Origin of the sequence: Vibrio chagasii, assembly GCA_041879415.1 — a bacterium.
Lineage (GTDB): Bacteria > Pseudomonadota > Gammaproteobacteria > Enterobacterales > Vibrionaceae > Vibrio.
In genome coordinates this window covers 2,730,591-2,756,920 of sequence record CP090851.1, presented here as the reverse complement: position 1 = coordinate 2,756,920, position 26,330 = coordinate 2,730,591, and the positions used below count along the sequence as shown (strand labels likewise).

Sequence of the window (26,330 nt, the reverse complement as noted above, 5' to 3'; positions counted from 1 at the left end):
ACAAGAGGTGCGTCGTTCACCCTCTTGAATAGCAATAATTTAGGAAGTAGCAAACAAATGACAACACAACCCTCCCAGTCATCGCATACAGATAACTCTGATGAGATCGATTTAGGAAAACTGCTTGGTATCTTATTAGATGCTAAATGGCTAATCATGCTCACCACATTCATCTTTGCTGTGCTTGGTATTGCGTTTGCACTGCTTTCAACACCGATCTACAAAGCCGATGCGCTGATTCAAATTGAAGAGAAGAGCTCTGGCGGCATCTCTTCTATGGTCGGCGATATGGGCGAGCTATTCTCGCAGGAGTCATCAGCAACCACCGAAGTCGAAATTATCAAATCGCGTATGATCTTAGGTGAAACCGTTGATAAATTTAACCTAACGACGGTGACGGCACCGATTTACGCACCCATCGTTGGTAAAGGCTTTGCACGCTTAACTGGTGACATCAACCATATTGCGGTCAGCCGCTTTAACTTGCCAAGCTATGCAAGTGCTTATGGTCACACCATCCAGATTCTTGATGCTGAACAAGGCACTTACCAACTGGTGCGTGATGACGAGCGCGTTATCCTTCAAGGTAAGGTGGGTGAGCTTGCAACGGCCGACGACTACAGCCTGTTTGTGGCAGGGTTTGAATCTCACAACGGTTTTGAATTCTCTATTGCTCAACGCAGCCGACTAGAAGCGATCGAATGGTTGAAAAAATCCTTATCTTTGTCTGAGCAAGGTAAGCAAACCGGTATTCTGAAGTTGAGCTTTGAAGGCGAAAATAAACAACAGATTACTGAAATTCTTAATCACATCAGCCAGATCTACTTCTTACAAAATGTGAAGCGCAATTCAGCGGAAGCAGAAAAGAGCTTACAGTTCCTAGAAAGTCACCTGCCAGGCATCAAGTCTGAGCTGACTGGCTATGAAGATACGCTAAACAACTACCGTCAGAAGAACGAATCGATCGACCTGGGCTTAGAAGCGCAATCTACCCTAAAAGTAATGGTAGAGCTTGAAGCGCAATTGAATGAACTGACGTTTAAAGAGAGTGAGATCAGCCAGCGCTTCACCAAAGATCACCCCGCTTATAAATCACTGCTTGATAAGCGCAAAACGCTGCTACGTGAGAAAGACCGCCTGAACGAACAGATTCAAAAGTTACCAAAAACGCAGCGTGAAGTACTGCGTATGACACGCGATGTAGAAGTGAACCAACAAATCTACATTCAGCTGTTAAACAAGGTGCAAGAGCTGAGCATCATTAAAGCGGGTACTGTAGGTAACGTTCGTATTCTAGACGACGCCCAAGCGTATAAGCGCGCTGTAAAACCGAAGAAGCCGCTGATCGTAGTATTAGCGACCTTGCTTGGTGGTATGTTGAGTGTGGCGTTTGTATTAGTGAAAGCGGCATTCCACCGCGGTGTTGAAAGCCCAGATCAAATTGAACAAATTGGCTTACCCGTTTATGCGGCTGTACCAAAATCAGATTTGCAAATTGAGCTAACCAACCGCTTTAAATCGAAGAAAATACAGACCAAAGGCGCGCAGGCACTGCTGGCAGAATCTAACCCGGCAGACCTTTCAGTTGAAGCGCTGCGTGGCCTTCGCACTAGCTTACACTTTGCGATGCTCGAAGCCAAAAACAACGTGTTAATGATCTCTGGCCCTGCGCCGGGCATTGGTAAATCTTTCATCTCGACCAATTTTGCGGCAGTAGCGGCCAAAACCGGCCAGAAAGTGCTGATCATTGATGCTGATATGCGTAAAGGTTACCTACAGCAAAGTTTTGGTGTGAAATGGGATAATGGCCTTTCTGATGTATTGAGCAACAAACAAGAGTTTGCGCAATCTATTAAAGCAACACCAGTAGAAAACCTAGACATTCTTACTCGCGGTCAAGTGCCACCAAACCCATCGGAACTGCTAATGCACCCGCGCTTTGCAGAGCTAATGGAGTGGGCGTCAAAAGAGTATGACTTGGTGATCGTCGATACTCCGCCAGTATTAGCGGTAACCGACCCGAGCATCGTTGGTGCGTTCGCTGGCACCACACTAATGGTGGCACGTTACGGCCAAAACACCATCAAAGAGATCGACGTTGCCCGCAACCGCTTCGAACAATCCGGTATAGAGGTGAAAGGCGTTATCTTCAACGCTATCGAGAAAAAGGCCTCAAGTTCTTACGGTTACGGTTACTATAACTACGCATATTCGAGCGACAAGAAATAACGGGATGTTAGTAATCTGGTAAACGAAGAGCTGAAAGGCAGATACGGGGTACGAGTGGTGAGATACGAAAAGCGCCACTTGCATCCTGTTTAATTGTATCTTATCTCTTTATCTAATCGTAAAAATAACCGCTAAAAAGTAGTACCAGTATTCTTGCAACCCTATTTCAACAGATACGGGGTGTAGCTACTACATCTCGCCATTCCAGAACTGAGGAACGAAGTATCTGGAATCTGATCTTAGTACTTTCGCATCCCGCTTACCCTACACTCGCATCTGCTCCTAAAGCCCTTAATCAATCTAAATAGGGAGAAAGCAACATGGACGATATTGGGACTAAAACTAAATCCCGGACAACAAGCCGAATTAGTGATGTGAGTGGAAGGGCGAGTTCTTTAAGATACTGGCGAGCCGTTACCCATAAGGGTTAACCCGCACTGAAATCAAAACGCTACTGCGACGCAGCACAAGAAAACCGACAATACGTAGGGATGCTATACCTCTAAAGCGTACAATGATATCGCTGGGTGAATATGTGGTGAGATCTTGGTTCAAATTTCAAGCTAGTCAATATGCACTTAATTTGCTAAAATCAGCGCCTTATAAAAACCGTATAAAAACCGTATTAAAATGAAGTACGGTGAAAAAACACGATCTATTGCCAGTAGGAGCCAAACCTAAGGGCGGTAGCGTGCTTAGATTTGACTGCAATGGGAGGTCTGATGGTTTTTAGCTGGGCCTATCAACTATAAATTAATTCAAATCTAGATGAGCAAAGCAAAGAGTGATTTAGTGTCTTTTAGATTTTTATTTAGGTGTTGAAGCGAGTCGGTGTAGTTAAACTTATCATAAAATAGGAGTAAAAAATGGGGTTCTTTTATGAAGTCGATAGGCAAAGTTGAGCTATTTACAGTCGCACTAGGTTCTGTAATTGGATGGGGGGCTTTCATGCTACCCGGAAATTTCTTTTTAAAAAATGCCGGGGTTATTAACACTGCAATTGGATTTATTATTTCAGTTATAATGATTGCATTTATTGAAAAGAGCTACTCGATCATGATGTCAAAGCATAATGATATTGGGGGAGAGTATACGTATGCGAAACATACTTTCGGTAATAAAGTAGGTTTTTTTACGGGATGGCTACTGCTACTAGCGTATATATCCATAATTCCATTAAATGCTACTGCTGTTCCGATGGTTTTTGAAAAGATATTCCCATTCTATAATAAAGGAACATTATTATATACAATAATTGAATTCCCTGTATATTTAAATGATTTGATTTTATCTCTATCCTTTATTGTTTTTTTTACCATCATACAACTGAAGGGTGTAAATTTCTCTACCAAAATGCAGAACATTACAGTGTTCTTACTATTAGCTTCAGTTATTTATTTATTGTTTTTTAGTATTATAAAATTAGAGCAAGTTCAATGGGATAATTTTGAGTCCAACTTCGGAAGCTTAAATCTTGAATTGGTGGTAAGAATTATTGCATTTGCTCCTTGGGCATTTATTGGATTTGATACTGTAGCCCAGCTAACCAGTGAAACTAAATCGAATCCTAAAGCAGCCTCACTAATGGCACTTATTGCTGTAGTATTTGGTGCTCTTGTATACAATACTCTAAACATAATTACTGCCTTTGGTTTAGCGGCTGAAGATATTAATAGTTCTGGTTGGGCTACTGGTGATGCTGTCTATAACCTATTAGGTGGTGTGGCATTATTTATCATTGGTGTTGCAATGTTTGGTGCGGTGTTATCAGGCTTGAATGGTTTCTTTATGAGTTCATCAAGATTAAGTATTGCGATGCTCAAAGGTAGCAATGAATGTTTGATGAAGGAAAAACATAAAAAAGTTATTTTATTTATAGGGTTCGTTGCATTAATTGTTCCTTTTTTTGGTCGAAACGCATTGTTCTGGTTTGTTGATGTGTCCTCAGTAGGTGCAAGTATAGCTTATTTGGTCACTTGTGCTGCTGCCTATAAAGTATGTATAAGTAGTAAAAATAAAATAATATCCGTCTTAGGTATTTTTTCATCACTATTATTTTTATTATTTCTTTTAACTCCATTTTTAAATTCTAATATTCCTCTTATTTCCATTAAGATATTGATTGTCTGGATCGTAATTGGATGTTTCTTATATGTTAAATTTGGGGATATGTCAGGTCAAAGGTTGGTTGGATAAGGTTTCTAAGGTTAGTTTGTATGGTTACAGAAAAATTATTATTGATGATTAAGTCTCCTGTTACTTTGTTTAAAATTATTTCAGCAAATATTAAAACTCTCAGAGATAAGAGATCTTACAGTCACTTCGAAAAAAAACATAAGTTATTACAAGCAATAGATTTGTTTCTCTGGAGCGTTAAACATTGGGAGGAAAATGATTACTACTATCATTACAAACTTGATGATAAAGGAAGTAACGCTGAAGGATATATTTCAAAAAAATCGTTTATGGCCTTGAGATATAAGTCTAATACTTATTTTAGTGGGAATAGGGCTATTCAGTATATTTGTTTTCTCTCAGACAAAATTTTATTCTCTAAAACTATGGAAGGTAGCGTAAGGATACCTAAAACAGTTTTTTATATAAGGGATGGTAAAATCAACGATAAATATGATATCTCTATAGAAAATATAAAGGTAATCGTTGGTGGAAGAAAAAAATTCATTTTGAAAGACTCTTTTGGTCAGGAAGCGGGTAAAATAGGTGTTGAGTCAGATGGTGTTCTATTAATAAAACTTGAAGGAAGCAAGGTATATATTAATAATAAAGAAAGAAATGAAACCTATTTTAATGAACTACTTTTGTCTAAAAGTGAGTGGATAGCACAAGAGCTTATAATACAGGCTAAGGATATTAGCGCTTTAAATCATTCGTCAGTAAATACTATTAGATTGTTGACTGTAATAAACCATGGAAAAGTTGAAATTTGCAAGGCTGTAATGAAAGTTGGTGCTTCTGGTGAAATTGTCGATAATTTTTGGACTGGCGGGGTTCTGATAAATATAGATATTGAAACAGGCTGTTTTACCGAGCAGTGTCTTTATGAAACTTCACTTCGAGATCGTCAAGAAACTGATAAGCTAATAAACTCCGTGAAAGGAAAGCGAGTTAAAAACTGGTGTGATGTTATCAATCAAGCTTCAAACGCGCATCAATTATTACCGAAAATTAAATCAATAGGTTGGGATGTGGCTATTACTGAGGAAGGTGCTTGCATCATAGAAGGCAATGACAATTGGGATGTTGTTATGTTTCAAGCTTTTGAGCCGCTTGAAGATTATATAATAGAAAAACTATCATAAAATGGATAAAAATAGATTTTTTAAAAACATTTTAGCTTTTGCTACGGTTGATATTCTGACATTACTGATTCCTCTAATCACAATGCCGCTATTAACCCGTAGTTTAGGTGTAGAAACTTATGGGCAATATTTATTATATATGACATTTTTAATGTTTGGCCATATGTGTGTGGATTTTTCTTGTAATTATGTGGCTGTTAGAGACATAGCAAAACAGAGTGAAAAAGCTAACCATTATAAAGTAAGTAAAATATATTCAGTTACTCAAAGAATTAGATTGATTACATTGGTGTTATATTGCTCGTCGTTATATATCTACTATATGTTTTTCTTTGATGGTTTATTTGGTGAGCATTTATTTATTTCATCGATAATATACTTAATTGGTTATTACTTTTCAGCAAACTATTTTTTTATTGGTATTGATAAAGCAAAGGTAGTGACATATATAGTTATACCACCAAAGGTGATTACTTTATTATATGTTTTATTTTTTCGAGATGTTAACTTGGTCGACTTGCTATATGTTCAAGCGTGGCCAACATTAGTTATAGGGGTAGTGTCATCGGTATACTGTAAAAAAATAACGAAGAAAATTAAGTTCTCAGTGTTGTACTTTAAAACTTGGTTTAAGAAAGGTTTTGATGTTTTCTTAGGAATTATAATTCCTAATACTTATTTGGTTTTACCATTACCCTTACTTCAAAGTATATCTAACCCAACTGATTTTGCATATTTAACTATTGCGATGAGATTAGCTGGTGTTATGACAACTTGTATTAATGTTATAAATAAATCTGTTTTTCCGATATTCAGTACAAAAATTAACAATAATAGCATTAATAAATACTTATTTTCTGTTTGTTTGATCTCTTTATTGATGATATCTATCCCTTATTTTTTTGAAAAGGAAATATTGCATTTTATAACAGGGCAACAATACCAAACTGCGCTACCAATGTTGAAGGTTGTTTCTATTGGTGTGTTATTTTCATTGATAACTAGTGCGATATGTCAGAACTACTTGTTGGCAACGGGTAAAATAAGTATTTATAAAAGATTGTCGTTAGCAACAGCGATGCTATCCGTGATTGTAATATATGTTAGCATTTATCTTTGGGCTGTTGATGGATACGCTATTTCTTTAACGATTAGTCGTTTTATCACATTGATTATATTTGTTTTGTCATATACAAGTTTAGTCAGAAAAAAAATAGGTTGATTTATGAAAAAAATAGGAATTATTTGTTACCCTGGTTTTGAGTTAAAACAAATGATTGACTCGGTTAAATTTCATGGTTGCGAATATAAAGTTATCGATTTTTTTTCACCTCATTGGTTAGAGCAATGCTCTAATGATATTGATGGATATATTGTACGTCCCCCTTGTATGTATTCTGAGCACAAAGATATTTTCGATGAAAGGTTGTATATCCTTAGTAATGAGCTTCAAAAGATAATATACCCATCATTTAAAGAACTTTATATATATGAAAATAAAAGGCTAATGCATCTCTACTTGAAGACTAAAAACTTACCTCATGCAGAAACCAAAATTTACCTCGATAAAAAATCATTAATTTCAGAAGAGCATAAGTTTCCTTTAGTCATTAAAAGTAATATTGGTGCAGGAGGGAGTTGTGTTGAAATCGTTAATAGCATCAAGAAACTTAAATTAATAGCTAGGCGAACATTTGGTATCCATCCTGACTTTGCTTTTGGCAAGATTCCATTTATTAAGTATAAAAATATACCAATACCAAGGTTTGGCAGAGCTCAGAAGCATTACCTTATCACACAAAAATATTTGGATATTAAAGTTGAGTGGCGGATGATTAGAATTGGCGATTACTTTATGGGGCATCAGAAACTACTAGGAGAAAACGGATTTGCTAGTGGCTCGGAGTTGGTTGGTTGGGAAAAACCAAGTGACGAGCTTTTATCCTTAGTTCATGAATCTACTAATAAATTGGGTGTTGATTGTATGGTTTTGGATATTTTTGAAACTAACAATGGTGAGTTTTATATCAATGAACTACAGTCTATCATCGGTGCTTATAGACCTTATCAAATGAAAGTTTCTGATTTACCTGGTAGGTACATCTTTTCTGGAGGCACATTTAATTTTGAAGAAGGAGAGCATTGCCATAACTCTTTATGGAACTTGCGAGTTGAGAGGTTACTAACCAATTTAGGGAAGAAATAAGATGAAAACTGTCCTGCATATTATCACGTCTTTGGGTAGTGGCGGAGCCGAAGGGGTTTTATATAGGCTATGTAAAAATTCATCAAATTTTAAACATATTGTACTTAATTTAACTAGTTACTCTTTTTATAACGAAAAATTGGAAAGTAATGGTGTGATAGTCCATGACTTAGAAATGGACAAATCTTTCTTGAATTTTTATAAAATATATAGGTATATTAAAAAATACAATCCTGATTTGGTTCAAACATGGATGTACCATTCTGATTTTTTGGGTGGAATAGTTGCCAAAATAGCTGGTGTTAAGAAAGTATACTGGTGTATTAGAAACTCAGATCTTATTTTTGGTAAGTCTAGTTTTAATACAATTTTCATTAGTCGAGTTTGTGCATTGTTATCATATATTGTTCCGACTAGAATAATATCATGTGCACATGTTGCTAAAAATTATCACACAAGTATTGGTTATAATAAAAAAAATATAGTTGTAATTCCAAACGGCCTAGATACAAGAAAGTTTAATACTAAGTTTGAGTATATTTACGCATCAGAAGAGCCAATTAAAATGGGAATGATTGCACGGTTTGATCCACAGAAGGATCACATAACATTGTTTCGAGCATTGCAAGTAATTAAAAATGAAGGGTATGAATTCAAATGTACCTTAGTTGGTAATGGTATCAACAGTCAAAACTCTTCACTTTCTACACTTATAAATGAGTTTGGCCTAGCTGATTATCTAGAATTACACTCCGAAGTTGATAATGTTGAGACACTGATGAAGGAATTAGATTTACACATATTATCTAGTGCTTATGGAGAAGGTTTTCCTAACGTTTTAAGTGAAGCTATGGCTTGCGGAGTACCTTGTATAGCAACTGATGTTGGGGATAGCCGCTATATTATAAATAAATTTGGTATAATTGTTCGCCCCAATGATCCTTCAGAACTAGCTGAAGCAATGGTAAGCATGATTAAAAAATATCAAACAAATATCAATAATGACTGGTTAAAGTTAAGGAGTGATGCATCTAAATACATAATGGGTAAATATACAGTTGAAAGAATGGCATCTAATTTCGAAGCTAGTTGGAATGGCATATATGAAGTTGAATAAGTGTTTGAAATATATTAAAAGTGATTTGTTCAGGTATCATGGACAAATTTCTATAAAAATCTTCATCAGAGAATTTTATTTTAATAATGGTTTTAAGTATACGTTTTGGTTTAGGTTGAGTAAGGTAGATAATAAATGCTTTAGATTATTTGCAATGTTTTGGTTATATCGTGCTAGGGTTAATTACGGTATCCATATCTCCTCAAAAGTTCAATGTGGTTATGGTCTTTATTTAGGGCATGGCATGAATATAGTTGTCAATCCAAATACTGTTATCGGAAACAATGTTAATTTTTCTCAATTTACAACTTTAGGTTCTCATAGTCAAAAGGGAGCTACGATCGGGGATGATGTATATATTGGCCCGAATGTAAATATTATCGGCGATAAAAAGATAGGTTCTGGGTGCATCATAGGTGCAGCAAGTGTTGTTACAAAGGATGTTGAGGAAAGCTCAATTGTTGTCGGGAATCCAGCAAAACTAGTTAGATATACTTGTTATAATCAATATGTTAACAATCGTTGGCTATGTGATTAGTAGGTTTTTTCATGATTTATAATCTTGACTATATCAAGTATCTTACCGATTATGATGGTACTGGTAGTGTTATATTAGATTTACCAAACTACCTTTTCTTAGTCGTGGTTGCTATTTCTATGAAGTACATATATAGAGTGCCTTGGCCTTATATTATTGCTCTTATTCTTGTAAGCATTTTGCCATTCTTTTTAAATGGATTGCTATTTTCTCCCGAGTATTTTCCTGATCAATACCGTTATTGGATATTATCTAATGATTTTAGGAATCTTGACACCTCAAATTTTGGTGTTGCTACTTCTGTCGACACTGCTTCAATATTACTTAGTTTTATACCAATACCGACCTTATTTACAATAAGTAGTTTAGGTTTCGCAAATCGAATTATAGCGGTGTTACTTTTTGTTTTTTTGTATAGAAAAGGGTATTTAACTAGTTTTTCTTCTTGGTTTTTTATTTTATACCCAAGTTTTTTATTGTATTCATCTTTATCCTTGAGAGACACTTTGATATTGATGCTTATGTTTTTATCTATAGTATTTCTTTTGGAGAGAAAAATTTTACTATATTCGATATGCATAGTTTTCCTTTTTCTTGTTAAATTTCAAAATGCGATCATTCTATTTTTGTTAGGCATCTTTACTCTAATTTTTAGGCTAAGCGATACCGGGGTTAGTTTTAAGAAATTCTTGTTTCTATTCATAGTGTCGGTTGTGATTTTAATTTCTATCTCTCCCTTTATAATTGAACCTGTAAATTATTATAGACAAGCGATGTTCATAGAAGACGGAGGAGAAGGCTTAGTTAAACCTATCGCTTCTATCACAGATTTTATTTTGGGTTTATTTTCAGGGACTACTAAGTTTCTTCTAATGCCGACACTCTTTGATGCCCAGGGGGGAATGCAATTGATTCAAGCGGTTGAAAATTTAATTGTATTTTCGCTTATGGTTGTATGCTTTTTTCGCCTGGTTAAAAATAATGTTTCAAGACCTTTTGCTTTATATTGGTTGTTTTTTATGATCTGTTGTTGTGGGATCTATGGTTTGGTTGTTTTTAACTTCGGTACTGCAGCAAGGTATAGATTCCCATTTGTTTTGATATTTGTTGTTATGGTTTGTTATGAAGGGAAAAAGAATGAGAAGAATTATAATCGTTCAGAACTCAGTCAAAACAACTTTAATATTTAGAAAACACTATATAGAGAAGTTGCTAGAAAAAAATCAGGTGTATTTAATTGCCCCTAATGATTGCGATGAAAGCAAGATGAAACTTGAAACGTTAGGTGTTGTTATCTATAGCTTACCCAAATTAAGTAATAAAACTAACCTTGTTAAATATTGGTTTCTTTCAAACTTATTAGTAATAAAGCATAGATATCATGGTGATACTTTTATTTGTCACTTTTTAGTTACGTTGTTAATTCATTTTTTATTTATAATTCCATTTAATCGAAGATTGATAATTTATACTGAAGGGTTAGGCAGTATTTTTTCATCTAATCGATTTGCAAGAGGTACAATTAAAAAAATATTGCATTTGAGTTCTGGCAAACGTTTATTTTGCAATAATGAAGAAAGGTTACTTCTAGGTTCGCCTAATGATATTGTCACTGGTGGGATAGGGGTTGATTTTAATTTATTTCCATTTAAAAAATTTAAACCGAAATTCTTAGAAGCTAATAGCCCACTGAAGATTCTCTATATCGGACGATTGATTGAGGACAAAGGTACTATGGACGTTATTTGTTTACTCAGAAAACTATTGGAAAAAGGGATAGACGTTCAATTAACATTAGTTGGGGATGTTTATCCAAATAATCCAACTTCTTTAACTCTAGAGGATATTGAAAGATTTAAAGATGAATTTGGGATGATGATTAGGTTTGAAGGTTTTCAAAAATCTGTAGTAAAGTACTACCACGAATCTGATTTGTTAGTTTTACCTTCAGTTCGAGAAGGTTTCCCTGTTTGCGTTATGGAGGCGAATAGTTGCGGCTTGCCAGTTATAGGATATGACGTTCCTGGAGTGCGTGATGCCATTGAAAATAATATTAATGGTAAGCTTGTGCCTTTAAAATCTATAGATCAACTTGTAATAGAAATAACTAATATGATTGATGACGATACAATGTTGAGGCTAAATCATCAATCTCGAATTTATGCGAATAATAACTTTGATGTTGAAGATAAATCAAAGTTCTTAGTGAATTTATTAATAGGATTATAATTAAATGACTCTATCTGTTTTTGGTACATCAAGTAAGAAAAACGAGAACCGTATCCCAATTCATCCCAAACATTTTGATTCTATTCCTAAGCACATTTTGCAAGAAATGTATTTTGAAGAGGGTTATGCAAGCAATTTTGGTTTTAATATTAAGGATTATGATGTTAAAGGTATTGTTAGCCGCAATGAGTTGTTCAGTCTTAGTCAGAATTTGTTGCTACCGAAACCAGAGATGGATGATTTTGCTTTAATGAACGAGGGGAGTTTGGTCTGGGGGTGGCCACATTGTGTGCAAGGAACCGAAATTACTCAATGTGCAATTGATAAAAAGCTAACGCTTGTTGCGTTTGAATGTATGCATGGTGCTAACAAACATCATATATTCCACAAAAATAATGAGATGGCAGGAAATGCTTCTGTAATGCATGCACTTCAACTTAAGGGGATAATGCCTTTATTTGGAGAACAATTAAAAGTTGCTGTTTTTGGTTTTGGTTCAACTGCTAGGGGGGCTGTCCATGCATTGATAGGACTTGGAGTGAATGATATTACAGTATATACTAAGCGTCCTACCTATATGGTTGCAAACCAAATACCTCAAGTTAAGTATGAACAGCTTACTCATCATCCTATGACAAGAGCTTTAACCACCAATGATAGTTATTTGTTCGATGAAGTGAGAAATTGTGATGTAATTGTCAATTGTGTACTTCAGGATGTAAAAAATCCGCTCATGTTTATTTTGAATGAGCAAGTACAACTATTAAAAGATAATATGCTTATTGTTGATGTTTCTTGTGATTCTAAAATGGGATTTGAATTTGCGCGTCCTACAAGTTTAGATTCACCTATGTTTAATGTTTTAGACAGTTCTGTATCTTATTATGGTGTTGATCATACTCCTTCTTTATATTGGAATACAAGCTCTTTTGAATTAAGTAGATCATTATTACCTTATTTGAGTTACTTTATTAATGACGATGGTTCTTTTTATGAGAATGAAGTGTTGAGAGGTGCTACTGAAATAAAAAATGGCGTAATTCTAAATAGAGATATATTCCAGTTTCAAAATAGGAGTAATAAATATCCTTTTGACATATTAGAAAAATTAAAATGTTCAACGTTAGAAGGATAATTAATTGAAGATTTCAATTGCCGGTACTGGCTATGTAGGCTTATCAAATGCGATGCTATTGGCCCAGTATCATGACGTTGTCGCAGTAGATATTATCGAAGAAAAAGTAAAATTATTGAATGATAAAATATCGCCAATTGTCGACGCAGAAATAGAAGATTTTTTGGCAAACAAGCCATTAAACTTTACCGCAACACTTGATAAAGAACTGTCGTATGCCGATGCAGAATTCGTGATTATCGCCACGCCAACAGACTACGATGTTGAAACCAATTACTTCAACACATCTTCTGTAGAAGCAGTAATCAAAGACGTAATGGCGATTAACCCGAATGCGGTAATGGTGATCAAGTCTACTGTCCCTGTGGGTTATACTGCGCGTATTAAAGAGGAACTGGGTTGTGAAAACCTGATGTTCTCGCCAGAGTTTTTGCGTGAAGGTAAAGCGCTCTACGATAACCTGCACCCATCACGTATTGTAGTGGGTGAGCGCTCGGAACGCGCGACAGTATTCGCGAACTTGTTGTTAGAAGGGGCGGTGAAGAAAGACGTTGAAATTTTGTATACGGACTCGACTGAAGCGGAAGCGGTAAAACTGTTTTCCAATACTTACTTGGCCCTGCGCGTCGCTTACTTTAATGAACTCGACACTTACGCTGAATCGCACGGCTTAGATACCCGCCAGATCATTGATGGCGTCTGTTTAGACCCACGTATCGGTTCACATTACAACAACCCTTCTTTTGGTTACGGTGGTTACTGTCTTCCAAAAGATACTAAACAGCTGCGAGCTAATTATTCAGACGTACCGAATAACATCATTGGTGCAATTGTAGATTCAAATACCACACGTAAAGATTTTATTGCTGATTCAATTATCAAGCGTAACCCAACGCGCGTGGGCATCTACCGTTTAGTGATGAAGTCTGGCTCGGACAATTTCCGCGCTTCGAGCATTCAAGGCATTATGAAGCGCCTGAAAGCCAAAGGCATTGAAGTGGTGGTGTTTGAGCCAGAACTGAAAGAAAAAGAGTTCTTCCGCTCATTGGTGCTAACGGATTTTGAGCAGTTTAAATCAAGCTGTGATGTGATTGTGTCTAACCGCATGGCGCAAGAGCTGGCGGATGTAGAAGACAAAGTGTACACACGCGATCTTTTCGGTTCAGATTAAGGGTAAACAATGAAGTATTTAGTAACAGGCGCGGCGGGTTTTATCGGCAGTGCGGTGGCAGAGCAGCTTACAGCGAAAGGTCATCAAGTTATCGGTGTCGATAACCTCAACGACTACTACGATGTGGCTCTGAAAGAGGCCCGCCTCGCGCGTATTCAACATGCCAATTTTAAATTGGTTGAGTTAGACATTGCCGATCGCGATGGTGTGGCTGACTTGTTTGAAGCGGAGCTGTTTGATCAAGTGATCCATTTAGCGGCGCAAGCTGGTGTTCGCTACTCTATTGAAAATCCACACGCGTATGCGGATTCAAACCTTGTGGGGCACTTAAACATTCTAGAAGGGTGTCGTCACAATAAAGTGCAGCACTTGGTGTATGCTTCTTCAAGCTCGGTGTACGGCTTAAATGCGAAAACGCCGTTTGCAACGTCCGATTCGGTGGATCACCCTGTTTCATTGTACGCCGCAACTAAGAAGTCGAATGAATTGATGGCGCATAGCTATTCTCATCTGTACGACATCCCAACGACAGGCCTGCGTTTCTTTACGGTTTATGGTTCATGGGGCCGCCCGGATATGGCGCCGTTTATCTTCACTAAGAAGATTCTGGATGGCGACACGATCGATATCAACAACAATGGTGACATGTGGCGTGATTTTACCCACGTCAACGATATTGTTGAAGGTGTAGTACGCATCGCGGATGTACTGCCAACCCGTGATAACGAATGGACAGTAGAAGCTGGTTCACCAGCAACCAGTTCTGCCCCTTATGCGGTGTATAACATTGGCCATGGCTCACCAATCAACCTGATGGATTTTGTGAAAGCCATTGAAGATGAACTAGGCATTGAAGCGAAGAAAAACTTCCGCGAAATGCAACCTGGTGATGTGTACCAAACTTATGCTGATACTCAAGACCTATTTGCCGCAACCGGCTATACCCCCAAGGTTACCGTGAAAGAGGGTGTCGCTGAGTTCATTCAGTGGTACCGCGAGTTTTACAACAAGTAAACTCCCAATAGGGCTTTCTAAAGCTCAAATATAGAAACCTGTCCATTCCTATAAACCTCTTCTATATACATACAGCATCTCTGACGTTGCTAGTGCCTCATTCCATTCTGGCTTGGGGCACTTTTGTTTGTCATAAATCGCTAACAAACTATTCCCAAGCAATAAAAGCACAAAGTAACAACCAATTATAGGCTTACCCTGATGTCACTGTTTGAGTACCTCATCGAACTCTCGATGTTTTTCTTTATTTCCCTTGCTGTGTTGTACTGCATGCGCAAAGTCGGTTATGCGATTGGCCTAACCGACAAACCCAATGCCAGAAAGCACCACGAAGGCGTAGTTCCCCTCGTAGGGGGCATCTCTTTGTGCATTACCTTGTTGTACTTCCTGTATGTGAATGCAGAGCAGTTCAATAACCTAGAGATAGCTGCCACGTGTTTAACTGTACTAGTACTGGTTGGGGTGGCAGATGATCGCTTTGACATCAGCTTTAAGCTCAGAATGGGCGTACAAGCGATGTTGGCGATGGTGATTATGCATTACACCGAATTAACCCTCTCTCACGTCGGGGATGTATTTGGGTTTGGTGTGTTAGATTTCCCTGTGGTGCTCGACAGCGTGATTACGGTGATCGCCGTAATTGCTGCGATCAATGCCTTTAATATGGTTGATGGTATTGATGGCCTGCTGGGCGGTTTGAGCATGGTAGTGTTTACCTCATTAGGTGTCGTGTTCTTTGCTTATGAACTCGAGTTTTATGCCTTTTTTATGGCGGTCATGGTGGTCATGTTATTCCCTTTTGTTCTGTTCAACTTGGGCTACTTTGGCAAGCTTCGTAAGGTGTTCATGGGCGATGCGGGCAGCATGATGATCGGCTTTATAGTGATTTGGGTGTTGATTGGTGGCACGCAGTCCGATGACGGTCACTATATTATTCGCCCAGTGACAGCCTTGTGGCTTATTGCAGTCCCTTTGATCGATATGATGGCGATCATGATCCGTCGTATTCGCAAAGGGCACTCGCCATTTAAACCGGACCGCGAGCATTTTCACCACATTATGCAACGTATCGGCTTTACCCCTCGTGAGTCGTTAGTGGTGATATGTTTAGTACAATTGCTTTATTCAACCTTGGGGTTATTGGGAGAGTACTTCCAAGTGCCTGAGTTCGTCATGTTCTACACCATTGTGATGTGTTTCTCATTACACACCTACGCAATGACACACTCGTTCAAGATGGCGAAGATTGTTAGAAAGTGGAAGAAACTTGAGGAAAAACAACCTGGGGAAACAGCTGTATTATAAGGTGATGGGAATGTCGAAATACTAGCATTCTCGTGTGCGCGGGTAAGGCTTCATCTATCGTCTGTTTTATCCATCGATATCTGTTGGTGTTCCTCCGCCAATTCTGTTTTAGGTTGCCATCACTCGTTACCACAAGCGAAAGGGCCCAATCTCGATATGAGGTTGGGCCCTTTTCTGTTCAGGTTATCGATACAATACAAGTACACTTAACTCAATATGTTCAACATGATAGGCTGTCGAGTCTATTGTGCTTTCATACCCTAGTGCGTTTATTCGGAGCATTCATTTTGCTTGATTGGTTAATAAGCCCTGCAGTGCAGGTGATTTTCTTGTTCGTTGCTACCGTTTTTGGCTTGATTCGTTATCAGTCTCATTCTGATAAAGTGTTTGGCGTGTTATTACTGACTTTGTTGGTAACTTCGCTGGTGAGCACAGAGCAAGTGATTCAAAGTTTTTCCAATAAAGGTTTGCTTACACTAATGCTGTTGATGATTAGTTCGGTAGCACTGGAGAAAACTAAACTGTTGCGTCTTATTACTAACTATGTGATTGGGTCGAATTATCGGCTCACTTGGCTTCGCTTGTTTAGTTTAACAACATTCTCGTCTGCCATATTGAACAACACCGCGGTTGTCTCAACAATGTTGGCACCAATTCGCAATAACCCTCATCATAAAGCCAGCAAGCTGCTTTTGCCTCTTTCTTATGCTGCGATATTAGGTGGCACATTAACTCTAGTTGGAACATCAACGAATTTAATCGTAAATAGCTTAGTGATTGATTCTGGCTTACCAAGTTTGAATTTTTTCGATTTTACCGCTGTTGGTTTATGTTTAGTGTTAGGTTGCGGTGTTCTACTTTTCATTCTTAGTCCCTTATTGCCTGAGCGTGGTAGAGGCAACGTAGAAATTCGTGATTATCTTATTGATACGGAAGTGTCTGCTCTATCTGATTTGGTAGGTAAAACAGTTGAACAAAATGGCCTTCGACACCTAGATTCGTTGTTCTTGGTTGAGATTTTACGAAGTGGGCGTTTGATATCTCCTGTTACACCTCTGGAAGTGATACAGCCTTATGATCGCTTGCTGTTTAGTGGAGATGTTAAAAAAGTCACTACTTTAACTCAATTTGATGGCTTGTCGTTATTTGCAAGTGATAATGGCCTCCCTCTTGATAACCTATCTGAGGTGGTAATTCGTCCTGAAAGCCATTTGATTGGAAAAACACTAAAGCACTCTGGTTTTCGTGCTTTGTTTGATGCCGCGGTGGTTGCGATTAAGCGAGACGGAGAGCCGGTATCGGGTAAGCTAGGTGAAGTGACACTTAAGGCTGGAGACTACTTAGTCCTTGCTGTGGGGGGCGATTATTATTCGAGAAAGAACATACGTAAGAATTTTTACTTGCTGAGCGAAGTCGAAACAGAGCAGAGTCTTGATGGTTGGAAGGAACAACTGGCGGTTGTTGGTTTTCTCGGATCAATTTTGCTAGCGGCGCTGGGAATAGTCTCTCTGTTTAAAGTCATGTTAGTTCTATTAGGTGCGCTATTGCTATCTGGGTGTTTAACTGCAAATGAAGTTATATACCGTTTACCTAAAAACATTTGGTTAATTATATCTTCAGCCCTTCTTTTGTCTCAGGCGTTAACGAATAGTGGTGCTCTGAGTGGTTTAGAATACATTGTTCATTCATATGATTATTTATTTACACCACTCACTGGCTTGATTGTAGTTTATTTGCTGTCTTGGTTGATGACAGAACTTGTCACTAATAATGCAGCGGCTGCGCTGGTTCTTCCAATTGGAATTGAGTTAGCTTCAAGTTTATCGGCAAACCCTCAAGCGTATATACTTGCAGTAGCATTTGGCGCGAGTGCCAGCTTTATTAGCCCGTATGGATATCAAACTAACTTGATGGTGTTTAATGCCGGGCAGTATAAACTACAAGATTTTGTTAAAGTTGGTGTTCCTATGTGCCTGCTTTACGGCGCGATTGTGTTAATCGCAATTCCTGCCTTTATTGGATTGTAATTTTAAGGACTCCTTTGAAATGAATGTTTCTCCAGAGCGAATGACTCACCTAAAACAATTAGAAGCTGAGTCTATTCATATCATGCGTGAGGTGGCTTCTGAGTTTGATAACCCTGTGATGTTGTATTCCGTGGGTAAAGACTCGTCTGTGATGCTTCACTTAGCGCAAAAAGCGTTTGCTCCGGGCGCGCCTCCATTTCCATTGATGCATGTTGATACCACGTGGAAATTTAAGGAGATGATCGAGTTTCGTGACTATATGGCCCAAAAGTTAGGAATGAAGTTGATTGTTCATCAAAACCCTGAAGGGGTAGAAATGAACATCAGCCCGTTTGTACATGGTAGTTCGTTACATACAGATATCATGAAAACGCAAGGCTTGAAGCAGGCGTTGGACAAGCATGGTTTTGATGCGGCCTTTGGCGGAGCACGTCGAGATGAAGAGAAGTCTCGTGCAAAAGAGCGTGTTTACTCCTTCCGTGATGAACACCATCGTTGGGACCCTAAAAATCAACGCCCTGAGCTATGGAACATTTATAACGGCAAGGTGAATAAAGGCGAGAGTATTCGCGTATTCCCACTTTCAAACTGGACTGAGCTCGATATTTGGCAATATATCTATCTAGAGAATATTGAAATCCCTGGCTTATACCTTGCTGCTAAGCGACCTGTTGTTGAGCGTGATGGCATGCTTATCATGAAAGATGATGAGCGTATGGAGCTAAAAGAAGGCGAGGTTGTTGAAGAAAAAATGGTTCGCTTCCGTACTCTTGGTTGTTACCCACTTACAGGGGCTGTGGAATCTGAAGCAGCAACGTTGCCTGAAATAATACAAGAGATGCTGCTGACGACGACTTCAGAGCGTCAAGGCCGTGCTATCGACCACGACAGTTCGGGATCGATGGAGAAGAAAAAACGCGAAGGGTACTTCTAAGCAGTTATGACAACTCCTTATCAACGTAAAGAGCACGACTCGGTATCAGCTGATGTGGTGTGGCACAACTCGACGGTGACTCACGCAGATCGCGTTGCTCTAAAACAGCAACGGTCAGTTTGCTTGTGGTTTACTGGTCTGAGTGGCTCAGGTAAATCCACCGTGGCCAATGCGGTGGAAAGCAAACTGTTGCAAATGGGCAAGCACAGCTATCTTCTCGATGGTGACAATTTGCGCCATGGTCTCAACAAAGACTTAGGCTTTTCAGATACTGACCGCATAGAGAACATCCGCCGCATTGGTGAAGTGGCGAAACTGTTTGTGGACGCAGGCAACATTGTATTGACCGCGTTTATCTCTCCTTTTACCTCAGACCGTAAGCAAGTGCGTGATTTAATGCAAGACGGCGAATTTCTTGAAGTGTTTGTGGATACGCCTCTTGAAGTGTGCGAGCAACGTGACCCTAAAGGCTTGTATAAAAAAGCCCGCGCCGGTGAAATTAAACACTTTACTGGCATCGATTCAGAATACCAAGCGCCAGTGAGTCCCGAGATTCATCTCAAAACAGAAAACCTCAGTATTGAAGGCTGTGCTGACTATGTTGTAAGTGAGCTTGAGAAGAAAGGATATCTGAACCTAAAGGATGAAGCGTAATGCATTACGATGTATTTAATGGCGATGCTGATGGCATCATTGCGCTGCTGCAACTGCGTTTCGCTGAGCCGAAAGACTCGACTCTAATTACCGGTGTGAAGCGTGACATCAAACTGCTTAAGCAAGTGGACGCGGAAAAAGCGATTTCGGTTACCGCGCTCGACATATCCATGGAGAAGAATCTGCTTGAGCTGGAAAGTTTGCTTGCAAAGGATATTCCCGTATTTTACTGCGACCACCACCGCAGCGGTGATATCCCAAACTCTGACAAGCTTGAAGCGCTGATTGACCTTGATGCTGAAGTGTGTACTAGTTTACTTATAAACAAAAAGCTTGATGGTCAATATGCTAAGTGGGCGGTGGCGGCAGCGTTTGGTGACAACCTGTTTGTTTCAGCACAAAAACTGGCACAAGAGATTGGTTTGACCGACTCAGAGACTGAGTTTCTAAAAGAGCTTGGCACACTAATTAATTACAACGGTTATGGTGCAACCCTTGGTGATTTGCATATTGAGCCTGCAGAGTTGTATCGGCAGTTGAGTGAATTTGAAGATCCGCTTGTATTGCTTTCTGATGAAGATTCACCGTATCACGTGTTAAAAACAGGTTATGCCTACGATCGTGCAAAGGTGACTAATATTGAGCCTTCCCATGTCGACGCGCAATGTAAAGTGTTTGAGCTACCGTGTGAAGCTTGGGCTAGACGCATCAGTGGTGTTTTGGGTAATGAGCTTGCCAATCAAAATCCAGAATTAGCTCACGCTGTGTTAACACTGAACACAAACGGTGAAAATTACACAGTGAGCGTGCGTGCGCCACTGAATAATCGTCTTGGCGCAGATGAGATTTGTTCATCATTCCCGACTGGAGGAGGGCGTAAGGCCGCTGCTGGCATCAATCAATTGCCAAAAGACAACGTTGAAACGTTTACTCAAGTGCTGAGTGACTTCTACCAGTAATGAAATAATCAATGCCCACCTAGATCTCTGTGTGGGCGGAAAACAGAATTTACGTTTGGGCAGGAAAGCCGAAACAGTGAATACATTAGGAGAGCGTTATGTCTCATAGCTCCGAGCTAATCGCAACCGATATCGAAGGATATTTAAAGGTCCATGAAAACAAAGACTTACTGCGCTTTCTAACGTGTGGTAATGTCGATGATGGTAAGTCTACATTGATTGGTCGTCTGCTTTATGATTCAAAGCTGATATACGAAGATCAAATGGCAGCGATAGAGAAAGATTCCCAGAAGTTTAATACCACCGATGGAGAGTTCGATCTGGCGCTGTTAGTCGATGGCCTTCAGTCAGAGCGTGAGCAGGGTATTACCATTGATGTGGCATATCGCTACTTCTCAACTGACAAACGCAAGTTTATCATTGCTGATACTCCGGGGCATGAACAGTACACGCGTAATATGGTAACGGGGGCATCTACCTGTGATCTCGCGATTGTAATGGTTGATGCACGTTACGGTATTCAAACGCAAACTCGTCGTCATAGCTACATTTGTAGTTTATTGGGTATCAAACACATCATAGTAGCTATCAATAAGATGGACTTGATGAACTACAGTCAAGATGTTTATCAAAAGATCAAGGCCGATTACCGTGAGATGGCTAAGAATTTCGATATCGATGATATTCGTTTTGTGCCTATCTCTGCATTAAATGGTGACAATGTAGTAACACCAAGTGAAGTTATGGATTGGTATCCGGGTGCTACGTTAATGAAGTTGCTCGAAACGGTAAAAATAGGCCAAGGTAAAGACTTTAATAGTATGCGTTTCCCTGTGCAGTATGTTAACCGTCCAAACCTTAATTTCCGTGGTTTCTGTGGTACGCTGGCCTCAGGACTTGTTCAGGTGGGGGACGAAGTTACTGCCCTGCCTTCCGGCAAACAATCGCGTGTCAAATCAATATTTACTTTTGATGGTGAGCTCGAAACCGCACGCCCCGGTCAAGCCATCACCATTACGCTTGAAGATGAAATCGATGTGTCACGTGGTGACATGCTTGTACACAATGGGCATGAGCCAAATGTGACCAATAAAGTGCAAGCGCATGTGGTGTGGATGGATGAAAACCCAATGCGCACGCACAAAGAGTATACTTTTAAGTTTGCGACCAAATCGTGTACGGGCAAAGTGACGGCAATCCCACACAAGATCGATGTGAACACGTTAAATCAACACGCAGAAAACAGTAACTCTTTGGAACTTAATGAAATCGCACTGTCAGAGATTTCATTGACTGATAAGATTGCTGTAGATACTTATAAAGCTTTGCCGCAAACCGGTGCGTTCATTGTGATTGACCGCCATACCAATGTGACTGTCGGTGCTGGTATGGTTGAAACTGTGGTAAATGGAAGTGAAGAGCAAGGTCGTGTGTATTCTCAAGCAGAGAAAGACTTGAATGCGTATGTACGTAAACACTTCCCTGAATGGGGGTGTACTGAAATATAAAGTGAAAATCCATATTGTCATAGAATAAAAAATGGCCAAGTTCATATTGTGAATTTGGCCATTTTTGTTTCTCGATTCGTTACAAACCTTGAGCTGTAGTTTAAAGCCTACCTTTATGTAAATTAATACACTTTCTCAGGAAGGTTACGCCAACTTCTAATCCAGCTTGTGATACGCCAAACATAGCTCATCGCAACGGTGTACGAAATAAAGCAAAGCATAAACAGGATGAACATAGCTGATTCAGATATCCCCAAGAACTCACCGTAGATACCGAAACCGGCAAAGCCACTGGCGATCAAACAAATGATGGCCAGTGTCTGGCGTGATGTAAAGCCAAGGCGCTGGAAAATATGGTGTAAATGTTCACGATCGGGTTTGAATGGGGAATCCCCACGTCTTACTCGTCTAAACATGATAGCGGCCATGTCCATTAACGGGACAGCAATTAGCCATAACGCCGTGATCGGTCGCATTAGTGCTTCGGAAGGATTTTGGCTGGCACCAAGCAGTAGCCAGATGACGGTAAAGCCAATCATCATGCTGCCAGCATCCCCCATGAACACTTTGCGTTCTCGGCCTAGTAGACCAAGGTTCATCAGAATATAAGGGATAGTCGCGGCAATGAATACGGCGCACAAATACGCTAAGCCGTGTTGGCTATCGATTTTGAGTAAAATGGCGATACCAGCAAAGGTGACGATAGCAAGCCCACCTAATAGGCCGTCGATACCATCAACCATATTGAAAGCGTTGATAGCTCCAATCACGGCAAGTATTGTGATTACTGGACTCAGAAATCCTAAATGTAATTCACCTGTGCCAAAAATATTACCAATGTTTTCTAAGCGAATATCGGCAAAGTGCATCATGCAAATGGAGAGAATGGCTTGAACGACAAGCCGAATTTTGAAGCTAATATCAAACTTATCATCGAGCGCGCCGATAACGATAAGCACTGCGATAGAAGCTAAAAAAAGTTGGCTATGCGGTATCACATTGGGGTGAGTGAGTATGAATTGGGCTATCGATAAGCTGATTGCGATTCCGCCTACGAGTGGGATCGCTCCGCTATGCAGTTTTCGTTCGTTGGGTTTATCTACTAAGCCGACGGCTTTTGCTGCTTTTCGCATTATAAAGAGCGACGAAAAGGAGAAGAAGCCAACAAATGATAGCTCTAATAACATGATGAACTCTAGCCAAATTTTTAATGGTTTTATTTACGTGTAGCTTACGTTAAAACTATCAATATGTACACTTGGTTGAGTATGAATTGTTCACTTTTTTGGAACAAAGTCTACATTTTTAAATGCGCGCCTAGATTCATATTTGGTGTAAGTATTGCGTTGTTATGCGCTGTCTAATTCCTAATGTTGCCTCGGAGTCTTGAACACAAAGTGACATTTTTTTTCACTTCCGATCGGCCTACCTGAGACGTTTCTTGATCTTCCGCTACAGTTTTGACTGTAAACTGTAGTAAAATTACGCTAATTTGTTTTTATACCGATTTATTTTGAATTGAACGAGGTCAGTCCTATGTCAGCTAAGAAGCCAATGGCTCTAGTGATCCTTGACGGTTACGGTTACCGTGAAGACAACCAAGACAACGCTATCGCGAACGCTAAGACACCAGTATTAGACGGTCTTATTGCTAACCAACCTAACACGCTAATCTCTGCTTCTGGCATGGATGTAGGCCTACCTGATGGCCAAATGGGTAACTCTGAAGTTGGTCACACCAACATCGGTGCTGGTCGTGTGGTATACCAAGATCTTACTCGTATCACTAAGTCAATTGCAGACGGTGAATTCGGTCAAACTGAAGCGCTAGTGAATGCTATCGACAAAGCGGTGAACGCGGATAAAGCGGTTCATATCATGGGTCTTATGTCACCAGGTGGCGTTCACTCTCATGAAGATCACATCTACGCAGCCGTTGAAATGGCAGCAGAGCGTGGCGCAGAGAAAATCTACCTACACGCATTCCTAGACGGCCGTGATACGCCGCCACGTAGTGCAGAAAACTCTCTACAACGCTTCCAAGATCTGTTCGCTAAACTGGGCAAAGGCCGTGTGGCTTCTTTGGTTGGTCGTTACTACGCGATGGACCGTGATAACAACTGGGATCGCGTTCAAACTGCATACGAGTTGCTAACTGAAGCAAAAGCAGATTTCACATTCGACACGGCAGTTGCTGGCCTAGAAGCCGCTTACGCTCGTGACGAAAACGATGAATTCGTTAAAGCAACTGAGATTAAAGCAGAAGGCGAAGAGTCTGCTGCTATCGTTGATGGCGATGCAGTTATTTTCATGAACTACCGTGCCGACCGTGCTCGTCAAATCACTCGCACATTCGTTGCTGATTTTGATGGTTTTGAGCGTAACGTATTCCCAGCAATCGACTTTGTGATGCTGACTCAATACGCTGCTGATATCCCATTGCTGTGTGCATTCCCACCAGCTTCTCTAGAGAACACTTACGGTGAGTGGTTATCTAAGCAAGGTAAAACGCAGCTACGTATTTCTGAAACTGAGAAATACGCGCACGTGACTTTCTTCTTCAATGGCGGTATCGAAGACGAATTTGAAGGTGAAGAGCGTCAACTTGTTGCTTCTCCAAAAGTAGCAACTTACGATCTTCAGCCTGAGATGAGCGCACCAGAACTAACTGAAAAGCTAGTTGCAGCAATCAAAGGCGGCAAATACGACGCTATCGTTTGTAACTTCCCTAACTGTGACATGGTTGGTCACACTGGTGTGTACGATGCAGCAGTGAAAGCAGTAGAGTCTCTAGACGAGTGTCTTGGTAAAGTGGTTGAAGCAATCAAAGAAGCTGACGGTCAACTGCTTATCACAGCAGACCACGGTAACGCAGAAATGATGGTTAACCCAGAAACGGGCGGTATCCATACTGCACACACTAACCTACCAGTGCCACTTATCTACGTAGGTAACAAAGACGTTGAGTTCAAAGAAGGCGGTAAGCTGTCTGACCTTGCACCAACAATGCTATCTCTAACGGGTACAGAAATCCCAGCTGAAATGTCAGGTGATGTTTTAGTTAAATAATGGTTCGGCTCAGCGGTGCACGTTGAGCTTTAACGATTTTGAAAGCCCGCACTGCAAAGTGCGGGCTTTTTTATAGATGCGAGATACGGGTAGACGAGATTCGAAGAGCTGAAGGGCAGATGCGGGATGCGAGTAACGAAAAGCGGTAAAGCTAAAAACAGGAAGGTAATGCCCTGTTTCTTTTCGCATCCCGAATCTCGTTACTTTCATCTGCTCTATCTCGTCATTCCAGAATTGAGGAACGAAATATCTGGAATCTCATGTCATGTCTGATGTGTCGCATTAAGTATTTTGAAAGAGATTCCCTATCACGCTCGTAGCTCGCTGTAGGGAATGACGTAATTAAAGGGACTAGGTTCGGGATCGAGTAACGTTCTTTTCGTATCTCGTCACTCGCTACTCTCATCCTTCTTTACAACTGAACGTTCAAAATCCAACAACCACTCTTTGCGATTCATGCCGCCGGTATAGCCGGTTAATGTTCCATTGGCACCAATCACTCGGTGGCAAGGGACTACAATACTAAACGGGTTCTTGCCGTTCGCACCACCCACTGCTCTTACTGCTTTAGGTTTTCCCATTCTCTTTGCTTGTTCGCCATAGCTGATGGTTTCGCCGTAAGGAATAGAGGTGAGAGCCTGCCAAGCCGTTTTTTGAAAGTCCGTGCCTTTTGTCGCTCTCAATGGCAAATCAAATTCAGTTCGTTGACCAGTAAAATACTCGTTTAGTTGGTGAGATACCTTGATACATAATTCATCGGGGTTACAATCAATAGCCTCATCATGGTTCACATGGTCGATTTCAATAATTGCTTCGCCATTGCTAACAATGATCATCTTGCCAATTGGTGCTTCGTAGAGCATTTTGTAAGTACTACCTTCCATGTCATCTTCCTTCTTCTAGTCTATTTCTGCT

Annotated in this window: 21 protein-coding genes; 19 read left to right on the top strand and 2 right to left on the bottom strand. The window is 39.8% G+C overall.

Going from position 1 to position 26,330, the window contains the following annotated elements; translation table 11 throughout:
• Positions 1-57: 57 nt before the first annotated feature.
• From L0991_12345 to cysN, 18 genes are all read left to right on the top strand, one after another.
• Positions 58-2,229: a polysaccharide biosynthesis tyrosine autokinase gene (locus L0991_12345; GenBank protein XGB62164.1), complete on the top strand. Its 2,172-nt coding sequence runs from the start codon at positions 58-60 to the stop codon at positions 2,227-2,229.
• An 879-nt stretch (positions 2,230-3,108) separates the two neighbouring features.
• Positions 3,109-4,425: an APC family permease gene (locus tag L0991_12340; GenBank protein XGB62163.1), complete on the top strand. Its 1,317-nt coding sequence runs from the start codon at positions 3,109-3,111 to the stop codon at positions 4,423-4,425.
• Positions 4,426-4,445: 20 nt separating this feature from the next.
• The gene (locus tag L0991_12335) at positions 4,446-5,549 is read left to right on the top strand and encodes a hypothetical protein (protein XGB62162.1); all 1,104 of its coding nucleotides are present in this window, start codon (positions 4,446-4,448) and stop codon (positions 5,547-5,549) included.
• 1 nt (position 5,550) lies between these two features.
• A complete protein-coding gene (locus L0991_12330) occupies positions 5,551-6,771 on the top strand; it encodes an oligosaccharide flippase family protein (protein XGB62161.1) in 1,221 nt (406 codons plus the stop codon).
• Positions 6,772-6,774: 3 nt separating this feature from the next.
• Entirely contained in the window at positions 6,775-7,755 is a 981-nt protein-coding gene (locus L0991_12325) for a hypothetical protein (protein XGB62160.1), read from the top strand.
• Between the two features lies 1 nt (position 7,756).
• Positions 7,757-8,872, top strand: a complete 1,116-nt coding sequence (locus L0991_12320; GenBank protein ID XGB62159.1) for a glycosyltransferase — start codon at positions 7,757-7,759, stop codon at positions 8,870-8,872.
• The gene (locus L0991_12315; GenBank protein XGB62158.1) at positions 8,859-9,410 is read left to right on the top strand and encodes a serine acetyltransferase; all 552 of its coding nucleotides are present in this window, start codon (positions 8,859-8,861) and stop codon (positions 9,408-9,410) included. Before L0991_12320 ends, L0991_12315 begins: the two co-directional genes overlap by 14 nt.
• A gap of 11 nt (positions 9,411-9,421) precedes the next feature.
• The gene (locus L0991_12310; GenBank protein ID XGB62157.1) at positions 9,422-10,600 is read left to right on the top strand and encodes a hypothetical protein; all 1,179 of its coding nucleotides are present in this window, start codon (positions 9,422-9,424) and stop codon (positions 10,598-10,600) included.
• Positions 10,548-11,639: a glycosyltransferase gene (locus L0991_12305; GenBank protein ID XGB62156.1), complete on the top strand. Its 1,092-nt coding sequence runs from the start codon at positions 10,548-10,550 to the stop codon at positions 11,637-11,639. The genes L0991_12310 and L0991_12305 overlap by 53 nt, the downstream gene beginning before the upstream one ends.
• A 4-nt stretch (positions 11,640-11,643) precedes the next feature.
• Complete coding sequence (locus L0991_12300) at positions 11,644-12,774, top strand: NAD(P) transhydrogenase subunit alpha (GenBank protein XGB62155.1); 1,131 nt, start codon at positions 11,644-11,646, stop codon at positions 12,772-12,774.
• Positions 12,775-12,778: 4 nt separating this feature from the next.
• Positions 12,779-13,945 (top strand): nucleotide sugar dehydrogenase, encoded by a 1,167-nt coding sequence (locus tag L0991_12295; GenBank protein ID XGB62154.1) that lies wholly within the window; start codon positions 12,779-12,781, stop codon positions 13,943-13,945.
• Positions 13,946-13,954: 9 nt separating this feature from the next.
• Complete coding sequence (locus L0991_12290) at positions 13,955-14,959, top strand: NAD-dependent epimerase (GenBank protein ID XGB62153.1); 1,005 nt, start codon at positions 13,955-13,957, stop codon at positions 14,957-14,959.
• A 201-nt stretch (positions 14,960-15,160) separates the two neighbouring features.
• Positions 15,161-16,264, top strand: a complete 1,104-nt coding sequence (gene wecA / locus L0991_12285) for a UDP-N-acetylglucosamine--undecaprenyl-phosphate N-acetylglucosaminephosphotransferase (protein XGB62152.1) — start codon at positions 15,161-15,163, stop codon at positions 16,262-16,264.
• A 287-nt stretch (positions 16,265-16,551) separates the two neighbouring features.
• Positions 16,552-18,291 carry an SLC13 family permease gene (locus L0991_12280; GenBank protein XGB62151.1) on the top strand — a complete coding sequence of 580 codons (1,740 nt, stop codon included), beginning with the start codon at positions 16,552-16,554 and terminating at the stop codon, positions 18,289-18,291.
• A gap of 19 nt (positions 18,292-18,310) precedes the next feature.
• On the top strand, positions 18,311-19,225 hold the full coding sequence (gene cysD / locus L0991_12275; protein ID XGB62150.1) for a sulfate adenylyltransferase subunit CysD: 915 nt from the start codon (positions 18,311-18,313) through the stop codon (positions 19,223-19,225).
• 6 nt (positions 19,226-19,231) lie between these two features.
• Complete coding sequence (gene cysC, locus L0991_12270) at positions 19,232-19,879, top strand: adenylyl-sulfate kinase (protein ID XGB62149.1); 648 nt, start codon at positions 19,232-19,234, stop codon at positions 19,877-19,879.
• Positions 19,879-20,838, top strand: coding sequence for a DHH family phosphoesterase (locus L0991_12265; protein XGB62148.1), 960 nt, complete (start codon positions 19,879-19,881; stop codon positions 20,836-20,838). The genes cysC and L0991_12265 overlap by 1 nt, the downstream gene beginning before the upstream one ends.
• Positions 20,839-20,936: 98 nt before the next feature.
• Positions 20,937-22,346 (top strand): sulfate adenylyltransferase subunit CysN, encoded by a 1,410-nt coding sequence (gene cysN / locus L0991_12260; GenBank protein XGB62147.1) that lies wholly within the window; start codon positions 20,937-20,939, stop codon positions 22,344-22,346.
• A gap of 122 nt (positions 22,347-22,468) precedes the next feature.
• Here cysN and wecA (L0991_12255) read toward each other — a convergent pair whose 3' ends face one another.
• Positions 22,469-23,533 carry a UDP-N-acetylglucosamine--undecaprenyl-phosphate N-acetylglucosaminephosphotransferase gene (wecA, locus tag L0991_12255; GenBank protein XGB62146.1) on the bottom strand — a complete coding sequence of 355 codons (1,065 nt, stop codon included), beginning with the start codon at positions 23,531-23,533 and terminating at the stop codon, positions 22,469-22,471.
• A 349-nt stretch (positions 23,534-23,882) separates the two neighbouring features.
• Here wecA (L0991_12255) and gpmM point away from each other — a divergent pair, with 349 nt between their 5' ends.
• A complete protein-coding gene (gpmM, locus tag L0991_12250) occupies positions 23,883-25,415 on the top strand; it encodes a 2,3-bisphosphoglycerate-independent phosphoglycerate mutase (GenBank protein XGB62145.1) in 1,533 nt (510 codons plus the stop codon).
• 389 nt (positions 25,416-25,804) lie between these two features.
• On the opposite strand, the gene L0991_12245 is transcribed toward gpmM, so the two are convergent.
• Positions 25,805-26,299, bottom strand: a complete 495-nt coding sequence (locus tag L0991_12245; GenBank protein ID XGB62144.1) for a methylated-DNA--[protein]-cysteine S-methyltransferase — start codon at positions 26,297-26,299, stop codon at positions 25,805-25,807.
• Positions 26,300-26,330 lie beyond the last annotated feature (31 nt).

Coding starts and splice junctions, on each gene's coding strand:
- L0991_12345 (XGB62164.1), top strand. CDS start 58: ATGACAACACAACCCTCCCAGTCATCGCATACAGATAACTCTGATGAG.
- L0991_12340 (XGB62163.1), top strand. CDS start 3,109: ATGAAGTCGATAGGCAAAGTTGAGCTATTTACAGTCGCACTAGGTTCT.
- L0991_12335 (XGB62162.1), top strand. CDS start 4,446: ATGGTTACAGAAAAATTATTATTGATGATTAAGTCTCCTGTTACTTTG.
- L0991_12330 (XGB62161.1), top strand. CDS start 5,551: ATGGATAAAAATAGATTTTTTAAAAACATTTTAGCTTTTGCTACGGTT.
- L0991_12325 (XGB62160.1), top strand. CDS start 6,775: ATGAAAAAAATAGGAATTATTTGTTACCCTGGTTTTGAGTTAAAACAA.
- L0991_12320 (XGB62159.1), top strand. CDS start 7,757: ATGAAAACTGTCCTGCATATTATCACGTCTTTGGGTAGTGGCGGAGCC.
- L0991_12315 (XGB62158.1), top strand. CDS start 8,859: ATGAAGTTGAATAAGTGTTTGAAATATATTAAAAGTGATTTGTTCAGG.
- L0991_12310 (XGB62157.1), top strand. CDS start 9,422: ATGATTTATAATCTTGACTATATCAAGTATCTTACCGATTATGATGGT.
- L0991_12305 (XGB62156.1), top strand. CDS start 10,548: ATGAGAAGAATTATAATCGTTCAGAACTCAGTCAAAACAACTTTAATA.
- L0991_12300 (XGB62155.1), top strand. CDS start 11,644: ATGACTCTATCTGTTTTTGGTACATCAAGTAAGAAAAACGAGAACCGT.
- L0991_12290 (XGB62153.1), top strand. CDS start 13,955: ATGAAGTATTTAGTAACAGGCGCGGCGGGTTTTATCGGCAGTGCGGTG.
- wecA (XGB62152.1), top strand. CDS start 15,161: ATGTCACTGTTTGAGTACCTCATCGAACTCTCGATGTTTTTCTTTATT.
- cysD (XGB62150.1), top strand. CDS start 18,311: ATGAATGTTTCTCCAGAGCGAATGACTCACCTAAAACAATTAGAAGCT.
- cysC (XGB62149.1), top strand. CDS start 19,232: ATGACAACTCCTTATCAACGTAAAGAGCACGACTCGGTATCAGCTGAT.
- L0991_12265 (XGB62148.1), top strand. CDS start 19,879: ATGCATTACGATGTATTTAATGGCGATGCTGATGGCATCATTGCGCTG.
- cysN (XGB62147.1), top strand. CDS start 20,937: ATGTCTCATAGCTCCGAGCTAATCGCAACCGATATCGAAGGATATTTA.
- wecA (XGB62146.1), bottom strand. CDS start 23,533: ATGTTATTAGAGCTATCATTTGTTGGCTTCTTCTCCTTTTCGTCGCTC.
- gpmM (XGB62145.1), top strand. CDS start 23,883: ATGTCAGCTAAGAAGCCAATGGCTCTAGTGATCCTTGACGGTTACGGT.
- L0991_12245 (XGB62144.1), bottom strand. CDS start 26,299: ATGGAAGGTAGTACTTACAAAATGCTCTACGAAGCACCAATTGGCAAG.